The sequence below is a fragment of the Pseudoalteromonas sp. MB47 genome, assembly GCF_011319765.1.
In the GTDB taxonomy this organism is placed as follows: Bacteria; Pseudomonadota; Gammaproteobacteria; order Enterobacterales; family Alteromonadaceae; genus Pseudoalteromonas; species Pseudoalteromonas simplex.
Window position 1 is genome coordinate 45215 of sequence record NZ_VFBD01000006.1, and the last position, 13116, is coordinate 58330.

Genomic DNA, 13116 nt, shown 5'->3' on the forward strand with positions numbered 1-13116 from the left:
CATTAATACTGTAAATAAACAGATAAGTGCAGCAGCGGTTTTGTCTGTTTTTTCCATTTTTTATTTCTCACCTGTGTTCAATTGTTTAATTACATAACCTTTATTTTTTAATAAGCCTAACAAGCTATCTTCACCAGCTAAGTGGGCTGTGCCAACGAGCAGTAACTCTTTTTGCGAATTAGTAAAATAATTTTCAATGTGACCAAGCCAAGTTAGATTTCGTTGCTTGATCAACATTTGGTAAGTATTAGGGTCATGTTCTTGTAAAGGCATAAGAGTAAGTTCATCTATTGCTTGCATATCGCCATTTTTCCATGCATTAAGCATTGCGATGTACAGTGCTTGGTAACTAGAAATTTGCGTTAATAGTGACTCAATAAAGGCATTTTCGTCTTGGCTACCTACTTGTTTAAACAGGTCTAATTGAAAAGCCACGGTCTCTAGATAAGCGACTTCTTTTTTATCTCGCTTAGCCAATTTCGCGAAGTAACTATCAACACCTTCACCCATAAGTTGTTGCTTTTGAAGTTCTAGCGACATGATTAGCACGCTTAACATAAAGGGGCGAAAGCTATCGAGTTCGCTGAGTTTCATATCATACTGGGCAAGTTGTTCTTCTAGTTGCTGTTTCACCTTTGCTGATAACTTGCTACTCAGTGTTTCGCCAGCTTGATAACTAAGAGTTTTAAGCATAGTGAGTTGTGCTGAGCTATCGCTTGGTGCGGGCACATCAGTTTCAAGTACTAAGATATCAGCCTGTTTATACGCTTGATTAAATTCATCAGGAAGGGGGAGTTCCTTGGGCGGCAAAACGTGGATTGAACCAGCAATATATATAAATTCATCACCTTTACTAACTTTCCATACGGCACTTTTTGCTGCACCAAAACCACTTATTAATAGGCCTGTCGCAGCAATTGATGAGATTAGCAAGTGTCGAGTTAGTGTTTTCATTATTTAAGCCTGTTAATTTAAAGAAGCTTGCTCAGCATGCTGAGCAAGCCAAGTATTACTTATTCAGTTGTTGCTCAATTTGCTGATCAATTTTATTGTTCATTTGCTCAATAGATGCTTCGATAGAGGTCTCTAATTGCTTGTTTAGCTTTTGAGTACCTTGAGCATTAAGTAAGGTATTCGTTGATGTAATAATGATTGCAGTGACCGCTAAAAGTGACATCATTTTTAAGACTGAGTTAGCCATAATTTAATTCCTTTAATTGGTTGATTAGTTTTATCAGCGAAGCAAAATTGGTTGGTAGCCCGTTGATGGAAACTACAATAGCGAGGAAAGCTGCTAGAGTCGCTTATCTAGTTCTAAGCAATTTATATATAAGGTTTGAAAATATTAATTTGAATATTTTCAATGGTTTAAGCTTAATTCTTATGAGAGGAAATAAGGTTTTAAATCATTTAATTTTTGCGGTTTTGTCTTTTGATGATAGTTTGGATGCAGCAAATAGGAACTTGGAGGTTTTGATATGGGTTTTAAAGTAAAACATTATGCGGCTAAAACTGTACCTGCGAATAGCTCATTAGAATGGGAGCTAATCTTAACTGAGCTTATCATTGGTAGCCTTTGTGCTGCATTCGCAAAGATCGGCTATGATGCCGCTATGTTACTTATTTTTATACCTAATTTAGTAATCGCCTTAGTTTGCTTTGGCTTTATTGGGCTTTCGATATTTCACTTCATAAGAGAAAAACGCAGTAAGCCAAGTGAGTAGTATAGATTGCTGCGCTATTTTTCTACTGGGGTAACGCCTGGCGAGTCGCACGCAATGACTTCAAATCGATAGCCATACTCAGCATGGTGATCAGGGGTTACTTGCACAATCTCATAATCATTCAGCTCAACGGCTTTACTGTTTTCTGCTTTTAAACAGCGTGAATAACTATCGGCTTCAAAGCTGTAAGCAAACATGGCAATTAAACGTTTGCTACGTTCAAAGTAACCTTTGGTATCTAAAAATTGGCGAAGGTTTTCGGCGGTTTCGCCGTCAACTTCTACATCTACGTCTTGGCTTGGGGCTGAGCTTTGTGTATTTTCAGGAAGTTGTTGCTCGAGCTTTTCACCAAGTTCTTCGACTGCTTTTTGCTGTTCTTCACCTGATTCCTTGGCAATGACTTTACTATCCACAAAGGTGCTGACCATATTGTCGAGCACTTCTTCAGGTGGCTTATCATCAAGAAATGAAATTAAGTTAATAAAAACTACCGACGCTAAAACAAAGCGTACAATGGCAGTTAATAATGGTGAGTAGCTTTGACTAATAAACTTAACTCGCTCAGAGCCAAATGGCTTTATCAGCAATAAAACAAAAATATAAAAAGGTAAAAAAAGTTGAAATAACAATAAAGTACCTAGGGTTATTCCCATTGCCCAAGGTGGTAAATATAACAGGGTGGCAAAGTTATGTGTGTAGTTAAAGTGACTAGCTGAGACATGAGTTACATCATTAACTATGCCGCTTGCACCAGCTAATACAAAATTAGCGATACTGGCATAGAAGATTAAAATCAGTGCTTTGCCGGCAAGCGAGTGCCAAAGTTGGTTAAACTTGGGCCAAAACTCAATAACAAGCGCAATAATGGTGATGGTGGCACTTAACCAGCCCGATTGCAGAACAATCAGGCTGCTTAATGCTAAAAGATAGAGCTTTTGCGCGGTACTTAAGTTAAACCAAATGGCTTTTAACTGTTCAACCAGCCTCGTTTTATGAGGCTGCCAGCTACGTTGCTGTTGTTGAAACTGTTTATTAGCGCGCCATTTTGCAATTTTTAAATACCTACGCACGCAATATCCTTTTTATAGTAATGGTTTTAAGTACCTTCCTGTGTGTGAACGCTCACAATCGGCAACGTCTTCAGGTGTACCAGAAATTAAAATTTCACCACCGCCTGAGCCGCCTTCAGGGCCTAAATCGACAATCCAGTCTGCGGTTTTGATCACATCAAGGTTATGCTCGATAACAACAATGGTATTACCGTGATCGCGTAAGCGGTGAAGCACGACTAATAATTGCTGAATATCAGCAAAGTGTAAACCCGTAGTTGGTTCATCAAGGATATATAAGGTTTTACCTGTATCGCGTTTTGAAAGTTCGCGAGCTAGTTTTACACGCTGTGCTTCACCACCAGAGAGGGTAGTAGCAGCTTGACCTAAGCGAATATACGACAAGCCTACATCCATTAGGGTTTGCAGTTTACGTGCAATAGCCGGAATTTTATCAAAATAGTCACGGGCATCTTCTACGGTCATTTCGAGTACTTGGTGAATGTCTTTACCTTTGTACTGTACTTCGAGGGTTTCACGGTTGTAGCGCTGACCTTTACATACATCACAAGGTACATACACATCAGGTAAAAAGTGCATTTCTACCTTGATCACACCATCGCCTTGGCAAGCCTCACAACGGCCACCTTTAACGTTAAAGCTAAAACGGCCCACTTTATAGCCACGTGAACGGGCTTCTTGAGTACCCGCAAATAGCTCTCGAATACCGGTGAAAATACCGGTGTAAGTTGCTGGGTTTGAGCGCGGAGTACGGCCAATTGGGCTTTGGTCAATATCAATCACTTTATCAAAATGCTCTAGACCCTTGATTGACTTATACGGTGCCGCCTCTGCGGTCGTTGCGCCATTTAACTCGGTATGAGCCAGTTTAAATAAAGTGTCGTTGATAAGTGTCGATTTACCTGAGCCTGATACACCTGTGATACAGGTCATTAAGCCAAATGGAATACGTAAATCAACGTTCTTTAAGTTGTTACCTGTGGCACCAAATAACTCAAGCCATTTGTCAGTAGTTTGATGGCGAGCCGCCGGTACTTCGATTTTCTTTTCGCCAGAGAGGTACTGACCCGTGATTGAATCTTTGCTAGCTAGAATATCGTCATGGGTACCTTGTGCAATAACATGGCCGCCATGAACACCGGCACCCGGGCCGATATCGATAATATGATCCGCAGCGCGAATGGCATCTTCGTCATGTTCAACCACAATAACGGTGTTGCCTAAATCGCGTAAGTGAATAAGGGTTTTTAGTAGGCGGTCGTTATCGCGTTGGTGCAAACCAATTGATGGTTCATCCAGTACGTACATAACACCAACAAGGCCTGCACCAATTTGGCTTGCCAAACGAATACGCTGAGCCTCACCACCAGAAAGGGTATCGGCACTTCGCTCAAGTGATAAATAATTAAGGCCTACATTAATTAAGAAAGATAAACGGTCGCGAATTTCTTTGAGAATTTTTTCGGCAATTTGTGCGCGCTGACCAGTTAAATTCAAGCCATCAAAAAATGCCATGCTTTCACCAATACTCATTGTGGTGATAGCTGGCAAGTTTGTTTGACCTATAAATACATGGCGAGCTTCTTCACGTAGTCGCGAGCCATGACAGCTCGGACACGCTTGGCTTGTTTGGTATTTAGCAAGCTCTTCGCGCACTGAGTTTGACTCGGTTTCACGGTAGCGGCGATTCATATTATTTAAAACGCCTTCAAACTCATGGTTACGCGTAATTAAGTCGCCACGGTCGTTACGATAGTTAAAGGCAATTTTAGTTTTGCCAGAACCTTCAAGAATTACCTTTTTGGCCTCTTTACTAAGCTCTTGGAAAGGCACTTCTAGGTCAAACTTATAATGCTCTGCGACAGCTTGCAGCATTTGGAAGTAATAAAAGCTGCGTTTGTCCCAGCCTTTAATTGCACCGCCCGATAAACTTAGCTCTGGATTTTGTACAACACGGTTTGGATCAAAATACTGACGCACACCTAAACCATCACAGCTTTGACACGCACCTGCCGGGTTATTAAACGAGAATAAACGCGGCTCAAGTTCACTCATAGCGTAGCCACACGTTGGGCATGCAAAATTAGCAGAAAACAGCATATCTTCGCTGAGTGAATCGTCCATTGCCGCTACATGGGCAATACCACCTGATAGCTCAAGGGCTGTTTCGAATGATTCAGCTAAACGCTGTTGTTGGCCATCTTTAACTTTAAAACGGTCAACCACGACCTCGATAGTATGCTTTTTATGAAGCTCAAGGGTCGGTGGATCTGATAAGTCACAGACTTCGCCATCGATACGGGCGCGAATGAAGCCTTGACTTGCGAGTTGCTCAAGCAGCTTAACGTGCTCACCTTTACGATCTTTTACCACTGGCGCTAATAGCATTAGCTTACTTCCTTCAGGAAGCGCTAAAACCGTATCGACCATTTGGCTGATCGTTTGTGCTGCAAGTGGCAAGTCGTGAGTAGGGCAGCGAGGCTCACCTACACGGGCAAATAATAAACGTAGGTAATCGTAAATCTCGGTAATTGTACCGACCGTTGAACGCGGGTTATGCGACGTTGATTTCTGCTCGATAGAGATAGCCGGCGATAAGCCTTCGATGTGATCAACATCGGGTTTTTCCATTAGTGATAAGAACTGTCGTGCATACGCTGACAGTGACTCAACATAACGACGTTGCCCTTCTGCATACAAAGTATCAAACGCTAATGACGATTTCCCTGAACCAGATAGGCCAGTGATAACTATCAGCTTATCACGGGGAATGGTTAGGCTGATGTCTTTTAAATTGTGCGTACGGGCGCCTCGGACTTCAATGTTTTCCATGCTATCTCGTTTTATTACCTAATTATTTTTTCAGTATCTCATAATACGCGATAAGATTAATCCTTGATCAAAGAAAAAATCATCACTTACAGGTGATTATTTAGTTTTCGCTTGTGGTAGAATCCACGCTCAAATTTTAATAGACAGCAAGATCAGTAATTCATGACAGCATCTTCACTCAACTCTCGAGAAAAACGCGCTGCCGTTTCGTTGGCGAGCGTCTTTGCATTCCGTATGCTTGGCCTATTTATGCTGATGCCAGTATTGGCTATCTATGGGCAGCAATTAGAAGGGTTTTCGCCGCTTTGGATTGGCTTTGCTATTGGTGCTTATGGTTTAACGCAAGCCGTGTTGCAAATCCCTATGGGTTGGTTGTCTGATAAAATTGGTCGTAAAAAAGTGATTATTGGTGGCCTTTGTGTGTTTGCACTTGGCTCTGTAATTGCGGCAACCGCTGAGTCTGTGCAAATGGTTACGCTTGGGCGTGCACTTCAAGGCATGGGGGCGATTGCCAGTGCCTTATTGGCGCTTGCTTCTGATTTAAGCCGTGATGAACAACGTCCGAAAGTTATGGCCGTGATTGGTATGTGTATTGGTATGAGCTTTGCCGTTGCTATGCTACTAGGGCCTATTGTTGCTGCATCGTGGGGAGTTGCTGGGGTATTTTGGCTTACCGCAGGATTGGCCATTTTAGGTATTTTAATTGTGTTGTTTTTGGTGCCTAATGCTGTCAATAAGGCGCCAAAAGGTGACACACTTGCTACGCTTGATGATATTAAGCAACTGATTAAACACCCACAATTAGCACGCCTCGATTTTGGCGTAATGCTGCTTCATCTTACATTAACTACCGTATTTGTAGCCTTACCAGGCCAACTGATAAAAGACGGCTTAGTCGCAGACCATCATTGGTATTTATATATCCCTGTGCTGTTTTTAGCGTTTTTCTTGATGGCACCAATGATGATTGTGGCTATTCGTAAAGAAAAAGAAAAACAAGCCTTTATTGGCTCAATCGCACTGCTTGTTTTAAGTATGCTCGCGATGTCGTTATGGGTTGATTCGGTGATTGGCATCGGTATTTGTATGTTGGTTTACTTTATTGCTTTTAATTTTTTAGAAGCAACCATGCCTGCACTTGTTTCGCGTATTGCCCCAGCAAACCAGAAAGGTTCTGCGATGGGGGTATTTTCATCTACGCAGTTTTTTGGTGCCTTTTTAGGTGGTTTATTAGGGGGTTACGTTGCTCAAGCATTAAGTGCGCAAGCAGTGTTTGCGGCGGCGGCACTTGTTGGGGTAATATGGCTTATCCTTGCTTGGAATATGCAAGTCCCACCAAGAAGTAAAATAATTAGCTTAATGACTGAATTAAGTTCAGAGCAGCAGGCACAAGCGCTTGCTTCTCGTCTTGTTGCTTTACCGGGCGTAATTGAAGCAACGGTTGTCTGTGATGAAAATCGCAGCTATTTAAAGATTAATGATAAAGAATTTGACCTAGACCAAGCACGCAAAGTGGCTGGTTTAATCTAACGTTTTATAGGAGAAGTTCCATGGCACGCGGTGTGAACAAAGTTATCTTGGTTGGTAATTTAGGCCAAGATCCAGAAGTACGTTATATGCCTAATGGCAATGGCGTAGCGAATATCAGCATTGCTACGACAGATAGCTGGAAAGATAAAAACACAGGGCAAATGCAAGAGCGTACTGAATGGCACCGTGTCGTGTTATTTGGCAAACTAGCAGAAGTTGCTGGTGAATACCTTCGTAAAGGTTCACAAGTGTACATCGAAGGTCGATTACAAACGCGTAAATGGACTGATCAATCAGGCCAAGAAAAATACACTACAGAAATCGTGGTAGACATGGGCGGTCAAATGCAAATGTTAGGCGGTCGTGGTGAGCAGCAAGGTGGTGGCGGTGGCTATCAAGGTGGTCAATCACAAGGCGGTTACCAAGGTGGTCAGCAACAAGGTGGCGGTTACGGCGGTGGTGCACAGCAATCACAAAGCAATAACAGCTATGCTCCACAGCAACAGTCTGCGCCAGCACAGCAGCAACAGCGTCCACAACAGCAGTCTGCACCGCAGCAGAGCAATAACCAATATGGTGGCGGTTATGGTCAGCAGCAAAACAATGCACCTCAACAAGGTGGTTTTGCTCCTAAGCCTCAAAATGCCCCACAAGGCGGCGCATCAAATCCAATGGAACCACCAATCGACTTTGATGACGATATCCCGTTCTAATTCACAATATAATTAGATTGTAGAGTTAATTTTTAAAACCCAGCTTAGTTGCTGGGTTTTTTATTTACGCAATACTTCGTAATCACTACTTTTGTTTGGGTTGTGTTGATTACAAAATAATTCTCATTAACTGTTTTTGCTAGGTGTTTAAAATTACAAAACTTTTGACAGCGCTGGTTATAGGATATTTCTGATATTGCTTTAAATCGCCTCGCAGCCTTGTATTTATAGGGTTCTTGAACAACACTTTGTGTATGTTTAAGCAACTAACCTGTGAAATGAAACGAGACTTAACTTCACGAATAAAGCAACCGGAGGCCATCTACGTGGCGGCCGCATTTTTGCTGTTAGTTGTTTTTAATATTTTTTTAAGTGATGTGTTACACGACAAAGTGCACCGAACAGGCACTGAACTAGCCAAGCAGGTGTATGAGCTGAACCTTGATCCGGTTGTGTCGCAAGATATCATTGCCACATTAGTTAAAAGCCAAGGCTTTGCAATGAATGCTAGCGACGTTCCGCAAAACTTTGCGAATTTCATCGATCTTGAGCAGGAGGTTTTTAGCTATAAGACCGTTAATTTACGCTTATTTCATTGGCCTTCATGGTTAGTTGAAAGTCACTTATTTATATTTTTAAATTTAATATTGCTTGGCACTGGGTATTGGGGTTTCCGTTGGTGGAAAAAAATGTTCAAGCAATTAGAAACCTTAGAGCAGCCACAAATACAAAGCCAAGAGCAGCAAGTGGTTGAGGCACCGCCAAAGCAGTTAACATCTCCAAAACCATTAGCGCACCAAGATTTGAATATCTTATATGGTGTGCCAACTAATTATAATCATTTGTTTGCACTATTTTTTTGGAAAAGCCCGTTTCCTGCTAACCTTGATATCGATAACTACTTTAAATTAGTGATTGCTAAAGGCTTTGGTGAGCTTGTAAATCGCTCTGTTAAATTACTGCCTTCTGGCGGTATCGCTGTCACCTTAAATAATGTACCTGCCACTGAAATTGATAAATACACAAAGCGACTACATCAAGTTATCTATCAAGCTTGTTTAAATTACCGTAGTGATTTGTCTCGCGCTGATATAAAAATTGGTGTGTGTAATTACCGCACAGGGGCTGATCAGGCAGTGGTTTATCAGCTTACTAAATCGGCATTAGCACTGGCGAAACAAAGCGCTTGGCAGCATATCCATCGCTTACCTTTTGGTCACACGCAGTCAAACATGCTGGCTGATAGCAAAGAACATCTTTTTGAGTATATAAAGAAAAAACACTTTATGTTGTTTTTTCAGCCGTTATTTGACTTGCAAACGGGCGATATTTTGCAGCATGAGGCATTGATCCGTATTCGACACAAAAGCTTAGGTTTGCTTGCTGCTAGGCACTTTATTCCACACATGAGTAGTAAAAAAGATGTTTTACTGTTAGATAAAACCGTAATTTTACAAGTAAAAAAGATGTTGTTGAATGAGTCTGGTAGCTTAAAGGTAAGTATTAACTTGCATGCGATGAACTGGTTCAATGATGAGTTTTGGGATTGGTTAAATCAGCAGACAGATGACTTTAAGTGTATCGACAGGTTGCAATTTGAACTCAGCGAAGATGATTATTTAAAACAGCATAAAAAGCTTAGTACACAGTTCGAGTGTTTAGAAAAACTCTCGGCAGGTATAGTTATTGATAATGTGCGCAGCAGTGAGCACCTAGCGACCTACAAAGGCATTAATAACATTTGTAGTATTAAACTAGCTTTAGAGCTAATTCATAATATAGACACAAGTGCTCAGCAACAAAAAATTGTTAAGCAAATAATTACTAAAGGGGCAGAGCTAAACTTTCCTGTCTATGCAGTTGGAGTTGAAACACAGAACGAACTTGCGACCTTAAAAAACCTAGGTGTCATTGCTGCTCAAGGTTTTTACTTTGCCGAGCCATTACAAAAGCTGGCGGATATTACGCCCTATAGTTAGTCAATGAGGCCTCGGTACTTGAGGCCATTTAACCCTTGTAGCCCACCTGTATGGACTGCAATGATGTGCGAACCTTTAGCAAAGTAGCCTTGCTCTATAAGTTGCCATACAGCAAAGAGCATTTTACCGCTGTAAATTGGCTCAAGCGCAATAGTGTGTTGCTTGCTAAAAGTTTGGCAAAATTGCCACAAGTTATCGCTAAACTTTCCGTAGCCACCATCATGAAAGTCGCAAAGCAGCTGCCAGTTCTGTTGCTGATTTGCTTTATTACTTAGCTGCTTTATCTCATCAATTAAGTAGTGCGCTTGTTTCAGTACTGCGACACCTAACAGCTTTGTGTGCTGCGGTGCGCCTTCAATTAACCCCGCCAATGTACCGCCACTGCCAGTAGGGCAAACAATTACATCAGAACTTGGTAGGCTCTGTGCTAACTCTTTGCAACCTAAAAGCGCAGCTGCGTTGGTGCCGCCTTCTGGCAGTATGTAGGCATTAGGAAATTGTGCTTGCAATTGTGCTAGGTAAGTTTGGTCGTGCCTTAACCGGTAAGTAATTCGATTTACTGGGTGTAAGCTCATACCGCATTGCTTTGCGTAGTTGAGTGTTGGATTTGCTTCGTCTAGTTCAGGGCCGCGAATAATGCCGTGGGTTTTAAAACCAAATAGTTTACCCGCAGTTGCTGTGGCATGAATATGGTTTGAAAATGCACCACCAAAAGTGAGTAGTTCAGATTTCTTCTGCTGCTGCATGGCTTGCAAGTTAAATTTTAGCTTACGCCATTTGTTGCCACTAATTTGCGGGTGAATAAGATCATCACGCTTGATGCTGAGCTGAACTTTACGTGCCGCTAATAAGGGGTGATGAATTGTTTGTACTGGTGATTCAAAAGAACTATTCACGATATTATTTTTTAGTAAATAAACACGCCCAATTGTAGCAAAGTCATCTTAGAGATAGAAATTAGTCAATTAAACCAAAATGATTTTGTTATTTACTGGCATCAACTAAGGTAATAGAGGTAAACTGAGATAATAATTGAACAAAGCTTGTGTTTTGCCTTGCAAGTACATAGCATAAGAGTTTAATTATAAAAAATAATAATGACCAAATAATTGCCGCTTTTTGGGAATGGAATATATGCGAATTGCTCCTTTATCTCTGTTAATTTCAGTTAGTTTGCTAGCGACAAGTGCATTTGCACAAGATACAGCTACGGTAACTGGCATTGAATCAGAGATCAGTAAAAAACAAGCCGAATACGATAACTCGACCCTAATCCTCGAAAAACACCTAAAAGAAGAAAGTCAGTTACAAAAACAACTCGAATTATTGCGCGCCCGCTCAACTGAGCTAGATAAAGAAAAAAACCAAGCGCTAGATGCAATGAATGAGATGTATCGCCGACTGATTGATGACCCAACCCTTGATATCAGCAATGCGCAGTCGCGTTACCAAAAAGCTGTGGTTGATCATAAACAAAACAAAGATGATATTTCGATGCAATTGGCGGCAATTGCTTCGCATAGAAAAGATATCGAGCAAATTCGTGTATCAAAGCACACTCAACTGAATACCTTAGAAAGCTTAAAAGAGCAGTTAGCAACAGCACGTGTTGAGCGTTTACGTAACGAGTTTACACGTGAAGGCACGCTAGAAGTTAATCATACGATTAACTGTAAGCGTACCGAAACGCTTGCTGCCTGTGAGCAGCGTGGCCAACAAATGGGTTTACAAAAAGCCACTAAACGTTTTGTAGACCAGATTTTTGCTAACTTAACAGAAGAGCGTTTAGTTGAACCGAAACGTAACCTTGCCGGTGCACAGGTTAAGATTTTAAGTAGCCATGTCGTGAACAGTGCTTTTAGTGGTCAAGGTAACTACAACGTTAATTTAAGCGTGACCATGCGCGGTGATGTAAACAGCAGTCGTTTATGTAGCCTACTTAATTTAGACAATCGTTTTTGTGCAGATTATGGCACGCCTTTGGCCGGTAATTATCAAGCAAATTACGACGCAACGTATTCAGATAGTCAGTTAACATTCAGTAACTCTCAGGATAATAATCAAGTGGTCTCTGTATCACGTTTTAATGAGCAACCCGTAAGCGATTATTCTGTAAAAAAGCCAATTAAGGTTGAACCATTACCTGATCAAAATAAATCTAAAATGGTTGAATTAACACTGCGTTCAAATGTTTATGATGACGAAGTGTTTATTGATGGTGTGAGCTATGGTGCAACTAGGTTAACGACATCATTACCAAAAGGTTTTCATGATATTGAAATTCGCAAACGTGGCTACAAAAGCTATAAAGCGCGAATTGATCTGCGTAAAGCACAAACCATTAATGCAAACCTAGTTAAAGTGCCTGAGCCAGTTGTTGCTGAAGTGACAGCGGCACCAGAGCAACCTGTAACAGCACCTGTTGCAAGTATTGTTAATAAAACCAGTTCTGCCAGCATTGTAGTTATTCCCGCTGGTAAATTTAAGATGGGTGACATTAACGGCAATGGGTTAGCGAATGAGCGCCCAGTGGTAGAAAAAACCATTGCTAACTCATTTGCAATGCAAAGCAAAGAAGTAAGCGTTGGTGAGTATGAGCAATTCGTTGCGAATACCGGCTATAAAACAGAAGCAGAAAAAGATCGCGGCTGTGCATATTACTTAAATGGTGAACCAGTTTGGGAAGCTACTCTAAACTGGCGCAATCCGGGTTTTGATCAAGAAAGCGATTTCCCGGCGGTTTGTTTAACTTATAACGATGCCAAAGCGTATGCAGATTGGTTATCGGGTCAAACAGGCCAGTTATTTCGTTTACCAAACGAGGTTGAGTGGGAATACGCTGCACGTGCAGGTAAAGAAACTGAATACCCTTGGGGTAACGAAATTGGTAAAAATTTAGCGAACTGTGGCTGGTGTGGAAGCGAATGGTCAAACAGGAGCGCAGCACCAACAGGGTCGTTTTCTCCTAACGCATTCGGCCTATACGATACAGTAGGTAATGTGTGGGAATGGACAAACAAAAAGTCAGGGCAGTCTGATGTGGCTGTTCGAGGCGGTGCATGGAATTTTGCTCCAAGCCTAGCACGCGTTTCAACGCGCTTAATCTTAGCGCCAGATTTTCGTGCAAACTATATCGGTTTCCGTTTAGTACGCGAACGATAAGAATTTAAAAAGGAAGCAATGGATGCTTCCTTTTTTAGCAATTTAATTAAAGCAGTTGCGCTTTTTCATGATTAGCATGATAGAGTGAGAGCAGCTAATATAAGAA

General features: G+C 41.5%; 10 protein-coding genes. 5 read left to right on the forward strand and 5 right to left on the reverse strand.

Features of this window, described 5'->3' with window-relative positions; translation table 11 throughout:
• Positions 1-60: 60 nt before the first annotated feature.
• The gene (locus IMPJCBKJ_RS02905; protein WP_166338725.1) at positions 61-954 is read right to left on the reverse strand and encodes a TraB/GumN family protein; all 894 of its coding nucleotides are present in this window, start codon (positions 952-954) and stop codon (positions 61-63) included.
• Positions 955-1009: 55 nt separating this feature from the next.
• Entirely contained in the window at positions 1010-1201 is a 192-nt protein-coding gene (locus IMPJCBKJ_RS02910; protein ID WP_138599271.1) for a hypothetical protein, read from the reverse strand.
• A 277-nt stretch (positions 1202-1478) separates the two neighbouring features.
• Between IMPJCBKJ_RS02910 and IMPJCBKJ_RS02915 the strand changes: the two genes are divergently transcribed.
• Positions 1479-1724, forward strand: a complete 246-nt coding sequence (locus tag IMPJCBKJ_RS02915; protein ID WP_130151675.1) for a hypothetical protein — start codon at positions 1479-1481, stop codon at positions 1722-1724.
• 14 nt (positions 1725-1738) lie between these two features.
• On the opposite strand, the gene IMPJCBKJ_RS02920 is transcribed toward IMPJCBKJ_RS02915, so the two are convergent.
• Positions 1739-2794, reverse strand: coding sequence for a hypothetical protein (locus IMPJCBKJ_RS02920; protein ID WP_166338726.1), 1056 nt, complete (start codon positions 2792-2794; stop codon positions 1739-1741).
• A gap of 12 nt (positions 2795-2806) precedes the next feature.
• Positions 2807-5626: an excinuclease ABC subunit UvrA gene (gene uvrA / locus IMPJCBKJ_RS02925; protein WP_166338727.1), complete on the reverse strand. Its 2820-nt coding sequence runs from the start codon at positions 5624-5626 to the stop codon at positions 2807-2809.
• Positions 5627-5788: 162 nt separating this feature from the next.
• Between uvrA and IMPJCBKJ_RS02930 the strand changes: the two genes are divergently transcribed.
• The 3 genes from IMPJCBKJ_RS02930 (at position 5789) to IMPJCBKJ_RS20870 (ending at position 9848) form a co-directional block, all read left to right on the forward strand.
• A complete protein-coding gene (locus IMPJCBKJ_RS02930) occupies positions 5789-7156 on the forward strand; it encodes an MFS transporter (protein WP_054552792.1) in 1368 nt (455 codons plus the stop codon).
• 20 nt (positions 7157-7176) lie between these two features.
• Positions 7177-7869 carry a single-stranded DNA-binding protein gene (ssb, locus tag IMPJCBKJ_RS02935; RefSeq protein ID WP_054552791.1) on the forward strand — a complete coding sequence of 231 codons (693 nt, stop codon included), beginning with the start codon at positions 7177-7179 and terminating at the stop codon, positions 7867-7869.
• A gap of 326 nt (positions 7870-8195) precedes the next feature.
• Positions 8196-9848 (forward strand): EAL domain-containing protein, encoded by a 1653-nt coding sequence (locus IMPJCBKJ_RS20870; RefSeq protein WP_166338728.1) that lies wholly within the window; start codon positions 8196-8198, stop codon positions 9846-9848.
• Here the strand turns inward: IMPJCBKJ_RS20870 and IMPJCBKJ_RS02945 are convergent.
• Complete coding sequence (locus IMPJCBKJ_RS02945) at positions 9845-10744, reverse strand: pyridoxal-phosphate dependent enzyme (RefSeq protein WP_166338729.1); 900 nt, start codon at positions 10742-10744, stop codon at positions 9845-9847. The genes IMPJCBKJ_RS20870 and IMPJCBKJ_RS02945 overlap by 4 nt on opposite strands.
• 238 nt (positions 10745-10982) lie before the next feature.
• Here IMPJCBKJ_RS02945 and IMPJCBKJ_RS02950 point away from each other — a divergent pair, with 238 nt between their 5' ends.
• Positions 10983-13010 (forward strand): formylglycine-generating enzyme family protein, encoded by a 2028-nt coding sequence (locus tag IMPJCBKJ_RS02950; protein WP_138599266.1) that lies wholly within the window; start codon positions 10983-10985, stop codon positions 13008-13010.
• The last annotated feature ends 106 nt before the right edge of the window (positions 13011-13116 follow it).